The sequence below is a fragment of the Promicromonospora sp. NPDC023987 genome (genome assembly GCF_040639055.1).
Classification (GTDB): Bacteria; Actinomycetota; Actinomycetes; order Actinomycetales; family Cellulomonadaceae; genus Promicromonospora.
Map to the genome: position 1 here is coordinate 1 of NZ_JBEZZF010000054.1, position 16,610 is coordinate 16,610.

Below are 16,610 nucleotides of genomic sequence, written 5' to 3' on the forward strand. Positions count from 1 at the left end.
GGTGGTGGCGGTGATCACCGCCACCTCTGCGGCGGACAGGTGCTGCCGGTCGGCGTCGTCGACCAGGTCGGCCAGTGTGCAGCCGTGCCCGAGAGTGAGGGCGATCCCGGCCAGGGCCTCCAAGCTTGGGCGAGAGCCGCCGAACGGCCAGGACTCCCAGCGTGAGATGCGGCTCTCGTCGATCCGCGCGTCCGGGTTGGCCGTCCGGTACTGCTGGACCAGCTTCCACTGGTCCCACCCAGCCGCGTACCGCCAGGCGGTCCGGGGACGCACCCCGAAGTGTTGCCCCATGAGCCCGGCGACCTCGGCCATCGATTTGCCGACCGTGAACCACGTCTCGCGGAGCCGTTCGCGTTCGGCCTTCGCGCTGCGTGCCACCGTGGCCCCCTCCCGGCGTGGTCTGCGCCCGTGCCAACGGTAGCCGCGCGTGTCCGCAACCGTGCGTGAAACGCCCCAGTTCTGGCTCGTCGGCGACAGGAAATTGCATCTGCTGCAAGCAAAGGATGCACGAACCCCGGGGTCGGGCGCCGCAGCCGGCCAGCAGGCTGAACGACGTCAGCACGCTCCGGCCCAGGGAGATGGCATGAGCACGACCACCGAGACCCGCCTTGTGGCGTTGGACATCGACGGCACGATCGTGCCGTCCGGCAGCGTAGAGGTGCCGCACGACACCGCCCGAGCGGTGCGCGACGTCGTCACGGCCGGGCACCACGTCGTGCTGTGCACCGGCCGGTCCCTCGTGGGCGCGATGCCGATCACGCGAGCGCTCGGCCTGACCACGGGCACGGTGGTCTGCTCCAACGGCGCCGTCACCGTGCGCCTCGACCCTGCCCTGCCCGGTGGGTATGAGGTCACCAAGACGTTCACGTTCGCCGCGGGCTCTGCGATCGCTCTCGTCCGCAAGTGCCTCCTCGGTGTGCAGATCGCTGTCGAAGAGGTCGGGTGGGGGTACCACGTGACCCGCCTGTTCGGGGCTGGCGAGGTGAACGGCGCCCAGCGCATCGCGACGGTCGACCAGATCGCCCGCTACCGCACCCCGCGGATGATCCTGCGCGCTCCCGCGATCCTCGACCTAGCCGGCGACCTGCGCCGCCTCGGCCTGACCGCGACACCCGCCGACGGCGACTGGCTCGACGTCACCCCCGGCAGCGTGTCCAAGGCGTCGGCACTCGAACACGTCCGCGACACCTTGGGTGTCGCGCGGGAGCTCACGGTCGGGGTCGGGGACGGGCTGAACGACCTCCCTATGTTCGCCTGGGCGGCCTACGCCGTGGCCATGGGGCAGGCCCGCGCCGTGGTCATCGAGGCTGCCGATCACGTCACCGGGACCATCGACGAGCAAGGCCTGGTGCCCGTGCTGCGCGCACTCGTGCCCACCCCAGTTGCACCTCATCTCCCGTCGCCGACGACCGCGTCGCGCGTCGGGTAGCGGACTTCGTCGCATCCGCGGCGGGGACGGCCCGGGGATCAGTGCTCCGGAACCACGGCTCCGCACGAGAACGGATGGAAGGTCAGTGGTCCGTCCTGCCGCTTCACCATTACCTGGTGAAAGGACACAGGTGCGCGGGAGCCGTCAGCCTCTACGCACCCGCCGACGCCGGCTGCCTGCGTCCGCGCGTCATGTCGTGGAATGCGGTCGGCGTGGACGAGCATCCCGCACATTGCGGCCGGCCATCGAAGTACCGAGCGAGCCGACGAGTTACGTCTGCGGCTGCTCCCTAAAAGGTTAACCTTGTACAAGGAGGTGGCTCGATGACCCCCGATGAGATGGATGCCCTTCTGGTAGCTCCCGAGACAGTCCTCGCCGAGGTGCCCGCGCAGGAAGATCAGCACCTTCTGCACACACTCGTGATGCGGCGTCGTGCGCTCGGGCTGTCGCAATCAGCGGTGGCAGAGCGCATGGGCGTGAGTCAGGCCGCGGTCAGTCTGTTCGAGCGGGCGGGCAACGACCCGCATCTGTCTACGGTGCGACGGTACGCCCGAGCCCTCAGTGTCGTGGTGCGGCACCGCGTCGACACGGACGGAGCAGACCACGTGACGTAGTCGGACGTCAGCTAGGCCGTGTTTCAGGAGTTCGCGGCAAGCGCTGACAGGAACGGCAGCGCGATCTGGACCGCGGCCGTGAGTACGAGAAGGACCGCGATCGTGCTGACGATCCACCAGAACTCTCGTTTCGCGCCTCGGCGGATCGCTTCGTTGTCATTCATGGCTGGAGCGTACGGGCAGAGTTCTGAAAGTAGCCGCTAGCGCCTGAATTCCCGCTGCGGCCAGTCGAAACGCTGAGGCCATGACGACCTGGCGTGGCGAGTGCTACTCGGTTCGAGACGGAGCTGGAGCGTATGGGGACGGATGCCGACCACTCGGAATTGAGCCTCGATGCCAGGCTCTGGCCAGGACACCTGATTCTGAAAGAACCACATGGCGTCCACGAAGCCATGGACAGGGTCATGCCCGATGTCGACGTAGGTCCCTGTGACACCTGGCGGCGACGGATCGGAGCCGAATGTCCCCTGGACAAGAGATCCGTCGGGGAACGGGCCTGTCGTCGTCGGGGCAAATTTCCGATGGTTGATGGCCTTGCGGAACACGTGGTCGAACTCGTCGGCCTCGACCAAGATCGCACCCGCGGGGACTTCCACGAGACCTTCAGCCGGTACGCCATAGACGGCTTCGTAGAGCTGAACTCCGAGCAGTCCGGCCCGATCCCGCAATGCGATCATTTCATCCAGGCGGGCCGCGACAATCGGTTCGCCAGAACGCAGGACTACATGGCGGGCGGCATAGCCCTGGTCGTCGAGTTCGAACCAGTGCCACTCGTCCTGGTCGGGCCAGTAGGCACGAAATCGTCGCTGCACGGGCCCGACCTTAGTGCGGAGGCCGCCCATGTTTCCGGCCTGGCTTCTGCCGCCGACGGTTGGTACAGGAGCGCGCTTCGGGGCTCTCCCCGACCAGGTGGTGTGCGCGGAAGGTGCGCTAGGTGGGGTGTCCAGGGACGTTAGTCAGCCGGCTGACCAACGTCCCGGGTCGGTACAGCTAGTCGAGCAGGTCACTTCGGCTCAGGGAAGGCTTCAGCGGCAGCGCCGCCCGGTCGCCAGGACAGGTTCTTGACCGACTCGCCGGCGCGGTACTTGTTCCACGCCTTGATGCACAGCGCGGTGATCCACCGGGCGTTGCGTGCACCGCGCACGCTGACCGAGTTGTCCAGTGCCCGCAGCAGGACATGGACCGGGTCGCCGTCGGTGAGCGGGGCGCGGTCTTCGATCACCTTGAAGAAGTAGTCCGCGTCGTCGCCGTCGATCTGTGAGAACCGGAACCACAGGTAGATGGCAACTGAGGACGGGATGCCGCGTCGCGAGAGGGGCCCTGTGCGGGGCGCGAACTCGCGGAGCCAGGAGTACTTGTCCAGAGTGCCGAGCGACTGCTGAGTCGTCGGCGTGTAAGACCAGCCGCTCGCGTTGTCACCGACCAGCTCGTAGGCAGTAATGCGCCGCAAGCCGGCTGCCAGAGCGGTGTAATGTGCCTCGCCGCGCAGGTGCAGGACGTCTGACAGCTTGCGCTTGGCGCCGCCGTCGATCGTGTCCTGAGCGTCCTTCTCTGCGCCGCGGACGATGAGCATCCGCACCATCACCTCAGCCTGAATGATGGCAAAGAGGCGGTGCTGTCCATCCAGTAGCGTGCCGTCCTTGGCGAAGACAATGGCGGCTCCGTTGTCCTTCCATTTTCCTGCCACCATGTCGGTCGCGTATCCGTCGATGACGCGCTGGCGAGAATTCCTGTTGTGGGTGTTCTTGGTCAGCCACTCCTCGGCGAGGTCAGGCGTGACCACGACGAACTCGGCACGGTAGGTGTCAGCGGCAATGTTGAAGTTCACGGGTTCCCTCGGTTCTCATTGATTCGGTCGATCGGGACCTGGCGGCCTCGACCGCTACCAAGGGGTGGCCGCGTGGACGCACGGGCCACCCCTATCCCTACTGCTTGGCCCAGGTCCCGCACCTCGCCGACGTGAAGACCTGCCCGTCCTGCACCGTCACCACGGGATAGCCGCCGCCGGGGATGTCGTTCTCGATGATGTCCGACCCGTTGCTGCCGCCTGCCGTGATCTCCCAGTAGCAGTTGGACGACACGGCCTCCTTGGTGCGGTAGGTGCCGGGCTGGACGTCGGAGCCCACCGACCAGGTGCCGTCGGTGACCTGCGACGCCTCGATCTCCTTCTCGACGTTCGTGACTGCCTTCTCGCGGGCGGCGACATCCGCTTCGAGGCCGGCCACTTCGTCCTCACGCTCCTGGAGCTCGGTCTCTCGGTCGCCGTACGTCTCCACCTCACGCTCCAGAGTGGTGGCGCGAGACTCGGCGTCGTCCTTCTGGCCGGTGACGGTTGCGAGGTCGCCACTGAGCGCGTCGTTCGCGGCGTGCAAGATGTCGTTGTCCTGCTTGCCGTCGACGCCGTACGCCACGGCGCAGACCAGCAGGATGCTGAGCCCGATCGTGGTGCCGTGGCGGCGGACGAATGATCCGCGACTCGGGCTGGTCGGGGCGGTCGCGGTGAGGTCATGGCGCATGATGTGTTCTCCGAGGTTTGGCACAGCGCTACGGGGTCGAGACGACGAGGTCGAGGCCCGTGTCGGGGTGGAACGACCAGCTCGCGGTGAAGGAGTCCCACGAGTCGGTGACTCGTCCGTCCAGGGCCCGGGTCGATTCCATGGCCTGGGTGACGCGCTCCGGCGTGTCGAGCTGGGACAGGACGCACACGACAGCTGTGTAGTCGACGCCGGTGGCGTCGTCCTCTCCCTGGGTGTCGAAGATCAGGGTGGTCTGCTCGTCCGCGATCTCACCGCCAGTGTCTGCGGCGTTGCACAGGTCGTAGGCATCGGCGAGGGGCGCCGATGTCGCCGTCGGCGACGGCGATCCTGAGTGCTCGACGCCTCCGGTGCTGGAGCCGGCGACGGGTAGAGCGATGCCGACGACGGCACCCAGTACGAACGCTCCCAATGCGATCGCCATCGTGGTGGCATGGCGTATAGGGCCTGACCCTGTGGCGGACTGGACTTCATGATCAACGTCTGGCCCAGTGGAGCTGTCTGACCCGCCGTCGGGGTGGGACCGATTCGTGGTGGGGAGAGACCGGGTCTCGGGCGAGGGCGGCGGCAGCAGGCTCATGTACGGAGCATCGACCTGATTGAGCCGCGCGGTCACGGCGGTTGTTGAGAACCCGGGATATCGGCCCCGGGTGCGTGTCCCGGACTGGGGCCGGGTGGTCTCACCGGCTCTCGCGGTGACGGATAGAGCACCGATTGCCGCAGCGTTGTGTCAAACGTCCCTGTCGAAAGTGTCTCCGGCGACGTCGGAGCTATCTGACTCGACGGAACGCGGATCGGAACCCTGCGAGAGAACCGGTACCTTCGACGCGAATCGCTCGGTATCGTTGCGCGGTGACATGGCTGAGCCCCGACCCTGTTGATATTGGACGCCTGGACTGGTTGCGCCATGATCCGTTGGCGGGAGGCAGTGTCTGGCCGCGGGCGACGGCGGCCGAGCTGCGGGAGTGGCACACCTGGGGCTTTACGGGAAGCGAGATCGTGGCGTGGCGCGAGGCGCTCGTGCGGTCGATGCAGATCGAGGTGCGCGAGGACGATCCGGAGGGCCTCTACGCCTCGATGCTCCCGATGTCGGCCGCGCTCTGGAGGGGCGGCGGATTCTCCCCGACAGAAGCCGGTAAATGGTGCGAGGCCACAGCCGGGCACACTGCGAGTGTCAACGTTCCGGTCTTCGCGCGTGAATGGTGTGCGCTCGAACTCGATGCCGACCTCGGAAGAGAGTGGCTCGGCGAACTGGATGTGTTCGGTGATCTCGAGATCGACCTACGAGACATCGGCCGCCTGCTCAATGCCGGGTGGTCGTCCACAATCGCTTGTCTGTTCCTTTTGCTCCGTCGGATGGCCACAGGCGCCCAGGTAGGTCTGCCTGAGGCCGTTGCCTGGGCCGAGACTGGCATGCCGGTCGAACTCGTCCTCACCTACGCGCGTGCTGGGATGCAGTTGGGCGACATCGGACGAGCTGAGCGGTCTCGGCGCGAGACGCTCGCCCAGCGGCAGCCTTGGAAGCCGCCGATGGCTCTGACGGTGAGCCCCGAGGATGGCGCCATGCTGAACGTCGTCATCGCGGGCGCACGGGACCTTGGGATACCCGCTGGTCCGTGGACTGAGTTCGTCTGGCCGGACGCCCGGATCACGCGGACATTGCGCCAGAGCCTTGACAGATACGACCAACCTGCCGAATGGCCGCCGCGTGGCCTTCCGACTAATCGTCCCCAGCCGCAACAAGGCGTGGGATCGCCATGGGACACCTTGGAGAGCCGGAATGGCTGGGTCGAGCCGCCCATGATTCCCGAGGACCACGCGCTCCCTCCGGAGATGGGCTTCCTCTCAGAAGGAGCGCACGTACAGGCGATCCATGACTATCTCGCGGCCAACGTCGACAATCTCGAAGTAGATGAGCATTGCGAGATCGCTTGGCCGCCAGAGGGATACCTCTGGACGCCTGGTTCGTATTGGGAACCGAACGACGAGGATGAGGACGTCGAGTGCTCGGAGCATGGCGAGATACCCAACCGCGACTGTGACGAGTGCGAGGAGTTGGCGGCCGAGTCCGTCGAAGGAGCGACGAAGGAGGCGCGAGAGGAAGAGGACTCCGTTCCGGCGGTATGGCACTGGCTACTGCATGTCACTACCTTCTCTTCCAGCGAGGGGTCAAGCTCCGACGCGGACGAGGAGACGTGGGAGTGGTTTGAAACGGCGATGCATCCGTTATCGGTTTACTACAGCGAGAGCCCGGTTCGCTGATTCTTCCGTCCCGTCCAAGGCGGAGCAGGGGCACAATGCCACTTAGACGACGCGCGAGTAGGAGCGGTGCCTGCGGGGCTGGTTCAGCCCGCGACGGCCGACCAGGTCGGCCTTGACCGCCCGTAATGCCCGTTCTTTGCGGTCAGGGGGGAAGGTCGCCTCGCTCATGGCGTGGCGGCGGACGATTCGGATGGTGCGTAGGTACTTCACGCGGTCGGGGGCGGTGTCGGTCTCGGTTGCGGCCTCGCAGATCAGCCTCGCCAGCGCCCACTGTGTCAGCAGCAGCCCGTAGATCTCGGCGTAGACCATTGCGGGCGACCTCGACCGCAGGACTGAGGCTCCGGGGCCCTGTGTGCCGGCCCGACGAACAGGATCCGTCGGGCCGGCTGTGATCAGCGGCTATCGCTTCCGCGGCCGAAGTTCTTCCGGGAGTGGCCTGGTGTGCACGACGGCCAGCTCCCGGTTGGGGCGCGTCAGCGACGTGTACAGCGGCCCGCGGCGACCAAAGTTTTCCGGAAAGTCAGCGGGTTCGCTGACTACGACGCCGTCGAACTCGAGACCACGAGCCTCGTCGGGCTGCATGACGACGACCTGCCGTTCGCCCTTCTCCCAGAAGCGCTGGTCACCCCGCCGCGCCTGCCAGCCTTCACGCCGGAACAGCGATCGGATACGAGAAGGATCGACGTCGATCACTGCGACTGTGCCCTCCGGGTAGGCGCTCAACAGCCGGTCGACCTCCCTGCGCACAGTGGCGGCCAGGTCCTCCCGCCCAGCGCGAGTGACCACGGGGACCGGTCCTTCCTTCTGGAAAGCAAGGAGTGCGCGTTCCTTCCTGGGCAGAAGCCTGTTCGCGTACTCCAGGATGGGGAGGGTTGACCGATAGCCCCGCTCGAGCCGCTCGAGCCGTGGTTCGACATGGGGGTATTCGATGACCTCGTACACGTGCCTCCACGACGCGAGCGTGTGGTCCGATCGGCGCTGATTGAGATCACCGAGGATCGTCCATGCATCCGCTTCGTTCAAGGCTGCGAGCAGCATCCACTCCAGAGCGGTGACGTCTTGAGCTTCATCGACCATGACGTGTTCGATGCCCTGCAGTTCTCGTACCGGAGCCACGGTCCAACGGATGAACGCGAGCAGTGGGATGTGCGCGCGCAGGGTGAGCGCTACGTCGTAGGCCGGGAGCTTCCGCAGGTAGGTCGCCCACTCGACGTCTGGTGCGGCGAGCCCAAGGCGGAGCGCTTCGTAGGTGCGCTGCGTCGTTGGCGTGATGCCCTTGCGCTTGCGCTCGGCCAAGATGACCTTGAAGGCGATCTTTCCCAGGTCTTCGTCGACGTCCCGCCACGTCCGGGACGCCGGGCCCTTCGGCTCCACCTTCAGCTCCAGGACCCGGGCCAAGAGCGCGGGCAGAGATCTTACGATGACCCTGTCCGAGACGCCGGACAGTGCTTCCACAACGCCCCGTACGTGGTCGCTGTACGCGTCGGTAGGCCCGACAAGGAGCACATTCTTGTCGAGAGAGTTCTCTGGCGGCGTGTCGTCGTTGATCATGTAGGCAGCCCTGTGCGACGCCACGATGGTCTTCCCCGTACCGGGCTGTCCTTCGATCACGACGCTCTCCATAGCGGGCAGCGTGACCAGGGTGTACTGGTCCGGTTGGAGAGTCGAGAGCACGGGTGCAAGGCTCCTGGTGCGTGGGGCAGCCAGCCGAGACCGCAGCAACGACTCGGCTCGAAGTGCGGGGCCCTGAGACTTTGCTCGTTCGCCAGCGGGAGCACTGGTCGACCTTGCTGCATGGCTGGCCGGGGGCGACTCGACCTCAGCATCAGTTGTTGTACCCACGGTCTGCGAGGTCTTCTGGGCGCCGCCGGGCCTTCGCAAGGCGCCAGGCCGCCCGCGTCCTGTGGTCGGTGGGGCGGGAACCGAGAGCCCTCGCCGTCGGAATGGCTCACCGGGGGCGTCGGGTCTTAGGACGTCGTCAGCGATGTCGTCGATGCCATCGCTCCCGTGCGCGAAGCTACGGACAACCGCTACCTCTCCGCAGAACTCGTGATGATCGAAACCGCGGAAGTAGGCACATGCGACCGGTGCCGCCCAGCTGAAGACTTCCTGGCCGTCGAGGTTCAGGTGGCGTTCGCCGATGTAGAAGTCGCTCGCGCCGTCCAGCTCTGCGCGGGGGCCGACGAGCGCGACTCTGCCCACTAGGAATCCGACGGGGACTTCAGGCAGTGCGGGTAGGCCGTCGCCGGTCCATATCGTGTTCCGTGCGGCCTGAAAGTGAACGGGGCGTCGGGCCTTCGTGCTGAGCATCTGGATGTAGCGCTTCTCGGCTGCGCGTTCGTTCTCGGTCTCGAGTGTCTTCTTCTGGGGATCCATCTCGTCCTCGGGGTGGTTCCTGGGTGCGGTAGGCAACTTGCTCAGATGACCTCGACGACACAGGCCGCGATGTGCTCCAGGTGCAGCGACTGGGGTGCTGCGTTCTGGAGCTCTGTAGAGAGCCGCTCGTAGTTGTCGCGTGCTCGGCGCTTCTGTGCGTCGAACAGCGCGACCATCCGTGTCCCGCGCCCACGGGCAACCAGGGTCAGGATGCGCCGGTCGAGCGTGGCGATCTTTCTGTGGTGCTGCTGTTCAAGGGTGAGGAGGCGGGCCTGCTGCAGTGCCTCGAATTCCTGGTCCCGTCGCGCCTGCTCGGTCTGGTGCCGACGCTCCAGCATGAACACGGCACGCCCGGTCATCCGGGGCAACCGCTCGATCGTGGGCAGCGGCATGTCCTCGAACTGCCCCTCCGCTAGTGCCGCGAGCAGAGCATTGACTGGCGCATCGTCGGTGCGTTGTCCGTCGACGTCTACCGCCGCACCCCAGATCTCGTCGCCGCCTCGGGAACCGGTGATCGCCTTCGCCAAGACAACGACGAACAAGCCCGGCGTGGTTTCTCCGTCCCTTCCTGGCACGCGAAGCGATGCGAACCTTGCGTGCCTGTGGCCAGGCACAGAGACCGCGGCCATGACCAGTGGGCTCGTGGCGGTGAGAAGAGTTCCACCTTTGGTGCGAGCGAGCTCCTGATCAAGAACCAGCGGCACAGGTAGCTCGCTGCGCAAGCCGGAAGCGAGCGCCTGGGTCTCTGCCCGGGTTCGTAACTGTCTCTGCACGAGGGCATCGACGCGTGTAGCCATTGCGGGATTGCCTCGCAGCTCGGCAGTCATCCCGTCGGGGGCGAAGGTCACCGGAGCAGCCCCGTCGGTGTGCGCCCAGTCGTCGAGAAGGAGGGCCAGCTCGCGCTGGCCGACGTAGCGACCGGTGCGTAGCAGATCGTCTTCCAAGCCGGCGACGTCCACGTCGTTGCTGACCAGCAGCGTGCTCGACGCATCGGTCACGTCCTGGAGACCACGACGCTGTTCCTCGATTGCGGTGAGTGCCTCGTGCACCTTCTGCTCGCGTTGCCCGGGAGACAGTGTGAAGTCAAACCCGACCTTGAGTAGCTGGGGTGCGGCCTGGCTGATGATCGGCTCCAGCGCACCGATCGAGTTCTCGAAGATCTCGATGCGCTCGAGCAGGCGAGCCAGGATCCGTTCGTCGATCGTCTGGTCGTTGACGAAGTTGACGACGAGAATAGTCTCCTCGCGCTGACCGATGCGATCGATTCGGCCGATCCGCTGTTCGATCTCCATCGGGTTCCACGGCAAGTCGTAGTTGATGACCGCCGAGCAGAACTCGAAGTCGAGCCCTTCGCTCGCGACCCGGTTGGCGAGTACGAAGTCGTAGGCGCCGGCCCGAAACTCGGCCATGATCGTTCGGCGCTTCTCTCTTGGGACGCCACCATGCATGACAGCGACACGGAAATTTTGGCCGAGGCGATCTGCGAGGTAGGCGAGGGTCGGTCGAGAGTGGGTGAACAGGAGCGCCTGACGCTCTTGACCGTGGAGTCGGCGGAGCACTCGTGCCAGTGCAGCGAACTTGGTATCTGCGCCGTCCGGGAGCGCTCGTGCCGCCTTGACGAGTGCAGCGTGGGGTGCCAGGCGGACGGCGGATGAATTTCCGTCGTCCGCATCCCGCAGATCGCCAAATCCCTCAGGATCGAGGACCGCACGTCGCGCCATCGGCAGGCATGCGCTCGCGAGCCGGAGCGGCATCTGCATGGCGAAGTAGAGCGGGCTGTCCATCTCGCGTGCGCGATCTTGGCACCAGGAGACGTACTCGTAGTAGAACGCGAACTCCTCAGGGGTCCACACGACGTCCTGCCGGTCTTCGGAGCGCTTGGCCTTGCGGTCGTCGACCTCGACCTTCTTCGTCCGCGTGATCACGGTAGAGAGGGTGTTGAAGTCGGCCAAGTACCGCTTGGCGTCGACGACGTCGCGCGGCGTCATGTGATTCTTCGACAGGAGCTCGGCCAGCATGGGGTAGTCGGGCCGATTCATCACCAGCGCTCCGAGCGGTGTATCCCGCAGACGTTCAAGGTCCCTGAGAAGTTGTGTGCCTCTGACGCCTTTCTGGCCGAGGCGCGCTGTCGCCGTGTTGATGATTCGGTTCGGTTCGAGTCGGAACTCAAGATCCGACAGGTCGCCGTAGTCCTCGGGGGCGATGAGCTCAAGCAGATTGAGCAGGTCCGTCTGGCGAAGGTTGATCGGCGTCGCCGACAGGAAGACAAGGTTGTCCGCCCACTCCGCGAGCTCGCTACCCAGGGCATAGCTGCGGGTGTCGGAGTTCCGCATAGCGTGGGCTTCGTCCACGATCGCCAGGTCGAACGACGGAGGGTGCTGCCCCAACTCTTCAAGGCCTGACCACGTCCGCAGCTTCTCCAGGCTCGCGATGTAGGCGTGCCTGCGTGGCAGTCGGTTGCTCTGATGGCGCTCGAGAAACTGCGCGAGGTTGGCGTTGTCCAGGACGGTGAGCTCGAACTCGAAGCGATCGGCCATCTCGTCGCGCCACTTCTCGACGAGGCCCGACGGGCAGACGATGAGGACGCGGTCGGCCTCGCCTCGTGCTTCCAGCTCCGTCCAGATGAGGCCGGCTTCGATCGTCTTGCCCAGCCCGACTTCGTCCGCGATAAGGAGACGCGCCTTGCCGGTCTGCAGCAACTTCAGGACGGGCTTGAACTGGTACGGCCGAAACGTGGTCCGTGTCGCTCGGAATGAGAACAACGTATTGGCAAATTTTCCACGGAGCTTGGCCCTGGTGAGAGTGGCCCCGAACCGTCCCGCAGGGGTCGGAATTCCCTGCACCCAGGACTGGGGATCGTCGTCATGCTCCTGCGGGGCGAGCCGGGACTCGAGGACCTTCTCTGTGCGTCCGTCGACGACCACCGAGTATGACCATTCACTGCCTGGGTAGTTACGTGTCCGGACCACGGTGTCGTGACCTCCCGGCTGGGTGATCACGGAATCGTGGAGACGGAACCGCGGGGCGGGAATATCCTTGGACACTTCCCATAGCGCCTCGGCCCAGTTCCATGCGGCGAGCAAAGGGTCAGCGTCGGGCAGGTTGTCGATCGCTCGGATCGCGGCGTCGCCGGGCCGCGCGCCCTGACCCACCTGCATCAGCAGGTCACCGTTGTCGAGGCCCTGAAACCAGTACAGCCCTTCTGGCAGATCGACCTCGGGGTCCCACAGAATTCGGCACGATGCTACTGCCTCGAAGATGCGCTCGGCGGCGAGACCGACGACCAGTGCCCGCGAGAACTTGCCGCGGTCGAGCGCTGCGGCCAAGCTCTCGAAGTCCGGGTGGTACCCGAAGGTCTGGTCACTGCTGGCCATCAGGCCGGCTCTCCGAAGAGCGCGCGCTGGACACACTCGCTCTCGGCGATCCCGCGATCGATGGAGCGGCGGGCGTTGTGGTTCATGGGGCTGCCTCCCGGGCGAGCGACATGGTCAAGGCCCACACCAGAGGCGAGCCGATCAGGATAGCGGCTACCTGATGGTATTGGTAGAGGTCATAGCCATGAACGCTGCACGGGGTGAACTACCGGGTGAGGCACCGGACTCTCGTGAGGTGTCTTGGCGGGCTCCTGGTCGGCGGCTCGCCCGGCGAGCCGTAGTCGTCAAATGCACCAACGGTCGAGCAGCCGGTGACATCCCAGATCGTCGTCTGGTTCTGGTCGAGCGCCGACGCCTACCGGGCCGGGGTGCGAGGTCATCGCCGGGAACCGGGCACTGGACGTCCACCTCGGCTGCGCCGCCCCCCTTGCTTCACAGCTTCCCGCGACCGAAATTCTGACAGCAGCTTGACGCGGGACGCCTGATCCACTGCTCGCGGGGCCTGAGGGAGTAGCATCCCGGAAGGGTTTGGCTCGGTCTCGCACCGTTGCCCGGGCCAGACCCTGGGCGGTCGCCCCTGCAACCGGGTCCGCGGGAACTTGCATTGACGACGATGGAGGCTCCGCATGGCGTTTGACAGCGAGGACGAGGTCAAGGCGGCGCTCGGGATCACGTCGTGGAGGAACTTGTCGAAGGACAACGTGGTCAAGTTCGCTGCGATGCGGCCGGACATGAACAAGGATGTCGCCCAAGCGATCGTCGCGCAGCTTCCGGTGTACGCCAGGCTCGGTCTCGATGTCATGGAGTCCGTGAGGAACGTTCACGACTCCACGCTGGGATCGAACCGGCACAGCCAGGACCGTGTTCACGATGGCTTTGCCGAGGTTCGGGAGATGGCCAAGGAAGAACTCAAGAGGGAAGACCTGAGCTCCGAGGAGCGGCGGTACTACCACGAAGCCGCGAAGGAGACGGCGCAAAAGGAGTTCGAGAAGGACTCCGAGAACAAGCGGTTCCTCGACGGGCTGCTCGGCAAGACCGTCACCGTGGCAGGCATCGTCGTCGCTGCCGGGGTCGCGATTGCCGGTGGCCGGGCGGCACTTCAACGCGGCGATGACACGACAGGCACCCGGGACACGTGACAGCCTCACCCGGGTGGCCTCTTCGTCTCAGAGCGCCTGCGGCGTTGACAAGACCAGACACCTGGGAAAACGGGCATGTGACGGATCACTCGTCGCAGTAGCAAGACCCCGACGACGACCGCGTCATCCCACACGTCTCGCAGGTACCCGTGTGACTGCTGGCTACGGCCCCCACGTTCGTGCTCATCGTGCGCTCGGTGAAGTCGGCGGCACAGGTCTTGCAGTGCGGCAGTTCCCGCATCTGCTCGTCGCTCGCTGGGTATGGCTGCGGGCCAAGAAGGCCACCCCGCTCGTCGCGGTACCAATGCCAGCAGTCCTCATGGTGCCGCCGCGGGCGCTCGCCGGTGAGGTCGCCAGTGGTCGCGTTCACCGGGTCCTTCACCCAGACCAGGCCAGGAAATTCGATCTCCGTCGTCATAGCCCGCAGCGTAGGCGGAGCATCTGACGTTCAGCCGCTTGTCGCTCCATCACAGTGATAGGCCGTCATGCCCAGCCCCGCTAGTTTCCGTTCATGGCCGATGACCAGGAACGCGACGCCGGGCCGACAATCACGACCAAATTCTCGAATGCCTACGGTAAGAGGCCACCGACCTTGCACGTGACGGTCGACGGCGAGCGGATCGGCCACTGGGACATCGGAGCCAAGGTCGCGGTTCTCGATGATCCCCGACACCAGAAGGCTGCCGAGCACCTCGCGACCATCGAGTCCGCAGCGCTGGCGTGGCACGTCCGCCAAGATCAGCGGCGGGAGAAGAAGGCTCGCGCCGCGGCCCGCAAGGAAGCGGCCACGGCGGAGCCGATGCGAACAGCGCAAGCGCCAGTGTCCGCTCCAGCCACGACGCCAGCCGTGCCCGAGACTCCCGCACCGAGTTCGTTGACGAGACCCGCCTCGACGAGACCCACGCCGCAACCGTTGCCAGCCGACCGCGGCCGCGATCTCTCTTTGAACAAGGCGGGTGAAGGCATCCGCGTGACGGCCCGTGCAAAGTTCCGCGAGGCGCCCCTGACCAACCTCTTCAAGCGGCTCACCGGACGTCAGACCGGAGACGACTGGTCTTGGCGTCAAGGCGTACGAGGCGAGCGGGAAGTCGGGCGGGCCCTGGACAAGGCCATCGCCGGCAGGAACGGTTGGCGCCTCTTGCACGGCATCAAGCGAAACGTGCGCGGCACCGACGTCGACCACCTGCTGATCGGGCCGGGTGGGATCTTCTCGATCAACGCGAAGTTCCATCAGGGGAAGAAGGTCTGGGTCGGCGAGCACGCAGTGGTAGTTGGCCGGACGGCGACCAGGCACGTGTTCGCGGCTCGATCAGAAGCCAAGGCGGTCAAGAAGGTCCTCGACGCGGCCTGTGCGACGCCGCGTCCCGTCACGCCAGTCGTAGTCATCACGGGGTCCAGCCGCTTCTCCCGCGGCACGAAGACACCCGAAGACGTCGTGGTGCTTTCCGTCGCCGAGATTTCCAGCTGGCTGAACGCACTGGGGGAGACGGTGCGGCCGTGGGAGGTGGAGCAGCTCTACGAGGCCGCTCGTTGGGAACGGACGTGGATCACCTTGTAACGCCCAGCACTCTCGGCACGCCACTGAGGCACGCCACTGAGCAGTGCGGCGGCCCTACCCACGCCCGAGGGTTTCCGTAGGGTCTCTACGGCTTTCCCCAGTCCACTCCAGCCCCCGCCTTCCTACGTTGAGTGGCATGCCCACGACGACCAGATTCCGTCGCACCCGCCGCATCATCGCGGCCGTCCTCATCAGCGCCATCGCCCTCACCACAGCGGCCGCACTCGGCCTGACGTTCGCACGCGCTCAGACTCTCCAGGCGGTCACCGCCGGCACCGCACCCTCGACATCGGCCACTCTCCTCGCGGTGACCGGACCGGGCCCTGCCGGCTCCTGGACCAATGGCACACCGACTCCCGAAGGCACCGAGCAACCCGAAGGCACCACGCGACCGCAAGGCACCGAACACTTCCGCATCGGCAGCATCACCAAGACCTTCGTCGCCACGGCGATCCTGCAGCTCGTCGACGAGAACAAGGTCGAGCTCGACACCCCCATCGAGACCTACCTGCCCGACACGGTCCCGAACGGCGCGAACATCACCGTCCGCCAGATCCTCAACCACACCAGCGGCTTGTACGACTACATGAAGGGCCAGGGCTGGTCCACCAACCGCTGGCGCGGTGCCGGACGCTTCACGACGTACTCGCCCGAAAAGCTCCTGGCCGAAGCGTTCAGGCACGAGCCGTACTTCGCGCCAGGTACGGACTTCCGTTACTCGAACACCAACTACATCGTGGCGGGCCAGCTCATCGAGGCGGTCACGGGCCAGCCGTACAGCAGCGCGATCGAGCGCCGCATCCTGCGGCCGCTCGCGCTCACCGGCACGTCTTTCCCGGGCGGCGACGCGAGCCTCCCGAACCCCGCGATCCACGCCACAGCCACCCTCGACGACGGCAAGGAAGTCGACGTCACAGCCCAGAACGTCTCCCTCGACTGGGCCGCCGGCGAGATGATCTCGACGACCCGCGACCTGCAGACGTTCTTCGACGCCCTCCTCGGCGGCAGCCTGATCAGCGAGGACTCACTCATCCAGATGCGCACCACAGTGCCGATGGGGATGGGCTTCCACTACGGGCTCGGCCTCGAACGCTTCGACCTGCCCTGCGGTGGCCAGCTCTGGGGACACGGCGGACAGCTCCTCGGCTACGTCACCTACGCCTACCGGCGCGACGGCGGCCGGAGCCTCACCATGCTCCTCGCCTCTGGCGAGGGCGACGGCTTCCTCCCGTTCGTGGCTGCCACAGGTGCGGCGTACTGCCTGACGTGATCTGTCGGTCGGGCCAGGGCGTGTGCCGGACCGGTACGAGCCCTGGTCGGTCAG

16 protein-coding genes are annotated in these 16,610 nt (G+C 65.9%); 6 read left to right on the top strand and 10 right to left on the bottom strand.

The genetic code is table 11. The features are described 5' to 3' along the window. On the bottom strand, positions 1-378 hold a 378-nt coding region (locus tag AB0F40_RS20345; protein ID WP_357471679.1), incomplete at its 3' end, for a hypothetical protein. Between the two features lie 205 nt (positions 379-583). Here AB0F40_RS20345 and AB0F40_RS20350 point away from each other — a divergent pair. Together AB0F40_RS20350 and AB0F40_RS20355 are read left to right on the top strand one after the other, a co-directional pair. After that, complete coding sequence (locus AB0F40_RS20350; RefSeq protein WP_357471682.1) at positions 584-1,429, top strand: HAD family hydrolase; 846 nt, start codon at positions 584-586, stop codon at positions 1,427-1,429. Between the two features lie 323 nt (positions 1,430-1,752). Beyond that, positions 1,753-2,043 carry a helix-turn-helix transcriptional regulator gene (locus tag AB0F40_RS20355; protein WP_357471685.1) on the top strand — a complete coding sequence of 97 codons (291 nt, stop codon included), beginning with the start codon at positions 1,753-1,755 and terminating at the stop codon, positions 2,041-2,043. A gap of 23 nt (positions 2,044-2,066) precedes the next feature. On the opposite strand, the gene AB0F40_RS20360 is transcribed toward AB0F40_RS20355, so the two are convergent. The 5 genes from AB0F40_RS20360 to AB0F40_RS20380 form a co-directional block, all read right to left on the bottom strand. Continuing rightward, positions 2,067-2,207, bottom strand: coding sequence for a hypothetical protein (locus AB0F40_RS20360; protein WP_357471688.1), 141 nt, complete (start codon positions 2,205-2,207; stop codon positions 2,067-2,069). A gap of 36 nt (positions 2,208-2,243) precedes the next feature. After that, positions 2,244-2,855 carry a hypothetical protein gene (locus tag AB0F40_RS20365; protein WP_357471691.1) on the bottom strand — a complete coding sequence of 204 codons (612 nt, stop codon included), beginning with the start codon at positions 2,853-2,855 and terminating at the stop codon, positions 2,244-2,246. A 191-nt stretch (positions 2,856-3,046) separates the two neighbouring features. Continuing rightward, the gene (locus AB0F40_RS20370) at positions 3,047-3,871 is read right to left on the bottom strand and encodes a hypothetical protein (protein WP_357471694.1); all 825 of its coding nucleotides are present in this window, start codon (positions 3,869-3,871) and stop codon (positions 3,047-3,049) included. A gap of 97 nt (positions 3,872-3,968) precedes the next feature. Continuing rightward, positions 3,969-4,559: a hypothetical protein gene (locus AB0F40_RS20375; RefSeq protein ID WP_357471697.1), complete on the bottom strand. Its 591-nt coding sequence runs from the start codon at positions 4,557-4,559 to the stop codon at positions 3,969-3,971. Positions 4,560-4,587: 28 nt separating this feature from the next. Next, positions 4,588-5,001, bottom strand: a complete 414-nt coding sequence (locus AB0F40_RS20380) for a hypothetical protein (protein WP_357471700.1) — start codon at positions 4,999-5,001, stop codon at positions 4,588-4,590. A gap of 428 nt (positions 5,002-5,429) precedes the next feature. Here AB0F40_RS20380 and AB0F40_RS20385 point away from each other — a divergent pair, with 428 nt between their 5' ends. Beyond that, positions 5,430-6,839, top strand: coding sequence for a hypothetical protein (locus AB0F40_RS20385; protein ID WP_357471702.1), 1,410 nt, complete (start codon positions 5,430-5,432; stop codon positions 6,837-6,839). A gap of 42 nt (positions 6,840-6,881) precedes the next feature. Here the strand turns inward: AB0F40_RS20385 and AB0F40_RS20390 are convergent, their stop codons facing one another. From AB0F40_RS20390 to AB0F40_RS20400, 3 genes are all read right to left on the bottom strand, one after another. Then, entirely contained in the window at positions 6,882-7,148 is a 267-nt protein-coding gene (locus AB0F40_RS20390; RefSeq protein WP_357471705.1) for a hypothetical protein, read from the bottom strand. A 90-nt stretch (positions 7,149-7,238) separates the two neighbouring features. Next, positions 7,239-9,215, bottom strand: a complete 1,977-nt coding sequence (locus tag AB0F40_RS20395) for an AAA family ATPase (RefSeq protein WP_357471708.1) — start codon at positions 9,213-9,215, stop codon at positions 7,239-7,241. A gap of 41 nt (positions 9,216-9,256) precedes the next feature. Beyond that, positions 9,257-12,589, bottom strand: a complete 3,333-nt coding sequence (locus AB0F40_RS20400) for a helicase-related protein (RefSeq protein WP_357471711.1) — start codon at positions 12,587-12,589, stop codon at positions 9,257-9,259. Positions 12,590-13,215: 626 nt separating this feature from the next. Here AB0F40_RS20400 and AB0F40_RS20405 point away from each other — a divergent pair. Further along, complete coding sequence (locus AB0F40_RS20405; protein WP_357471714.1) at positions 13,216-13,728, top strand: hypothetical protein; 513 nt, start codon at positions 13,216-13,218, stop codon at positions 13,726-13,728. A gap of 85 nt (positions 13,729-13,813) precedes the next feature. On the opposite strand, the gene AB0F40_RS20410 is transcribed toward AB0F40_RS20405, so the two are convergent. Further along, positions 13,814-14,146 (bottom strand): hypothetical protein, encoded by a 333-nt coding sequence (locus tag AB0F40_RS20410; RefSeq protein ID WP_357471717.1) that lies wholly within the window; start codon positions 14,144-14,146, stop codon positions 13,814-13,816. A gap of 93 nt (positions 14,147-14,239) precedes the next feature. Here AB0F40_RS20410 and AB0F40_RS20415 point away from each other — a divergent pair, with 93 nt between their 5' ends. Beyond that, positions 14,240-15,286: a nuclease-related domain-containing protein gene (locus tag AB0F40_RS20415; RefSeq protein ID WP_357471719.1), complete on the top strand. Its 1,047-nt coding sequence runs from the start codon at positions 14,240-14,242 to the stop codon at positions 15,284-15,286. Between the two features lie 136 nt (positions 15,287-15,422). Further along, positions 15,423-16,556, top strand: coding sequence for a serine hydrolase domain-containing protein (locus tag AB0F40_RS20420; protein ID WP_357471721.1), 1,134 nt, complete (start codon positions 15,423-15,425; stop codon positions 16,554-16,556). Positions 16,557-16,610 lie beyond the last annotated feature (54 nt).

Bases quoted from the DNA above. Each gene is read 5' to 3' on its own strand.
- AB0F40_RS20350 (WP_357471682.1), top strand. From the start codon at position 584: ATGAGCACGACCACCGAGACCCGCCTTGTGGCGTTGGACATCGACGGC.
- AB0F40_RS20355 (WP_357471685.1), top strand. From the start codon at position 1,753: ATGACCCCCGATGAGATGGATGCCCTTCTGGTAGCTCCCGAGACAGTC.
- AB0F40_RS20360 (WP_357471688.1), bottom strand. From the start codon at position 2,207: ATGAATGACAACGAAGCGATCCGCCGAGGCGCGAAACGAGAGTTCTGG.
- AB0F40_RS20375 (WP_357471697.1), bottom strand. From the start codon at position 4,559: ATGCGCCATGACCTCACCGCGACCGCCCCGACCAGCCCGAGTCGCGGA.
- AB0F40_RS20380 (WP_357471700.1), bottom strand. From the start codon at position 5,001: ATGGCGATCGCATTGGGAGCGTTCGTACTGGGTGCCGTCGTCGGCATC.
- AB0F40_RS20390 (WP_357471705.1), bottom strand. From the start codon at position 7,148: ATGGTCTACGCCGAGATCTACGGGCTGCTGCTGACACAGTGGGCGCTG.
- AB0F40_RS20395 (WP_357471708.1), bottom strand. From the start codon at position 9,215: ATGGATCCCCAGAAGAAGACACTCGAGACCGAGAACGAACGCGCAGCC.
- AB0F40_RS20400 (WP_357471711.1), bottom strand. From the start codon at position 12,589: ATGGCCAGCAGTGACCAGACCTTCGGGTACCACCCGGACTTCGAGAGC.
- AB0F40_RS20405 (WP_357471714.1), top strand. From the start codon at position 13,216: ATGGCGTTTGACAGCGAGGACGAGGTCAAGGCGGCGCTCGGGATCACG.
- AB0F40_RS20410 (WP_357471717.1), bottom strand. From the start codon at position 14,146: ATGACGACGGAGATCGAATTTCCTGGCCTGGTCTGGGTGAAGGACCCG.
- AB0F40_RS20415 (WP_357471719.1), top strand. From the start codon at position 14,240: ATGGCCGATGACCAGGAACGCGACGCCGGGCCGACAATCACGACCAAA.
- AB0F40_RS20420 (WP_357471721.1), top strand. From the start codon at position 15,423: ATGCCCACGACGACCAGATTCCGTCGCACCCGCCGCATCATCGCGGCC.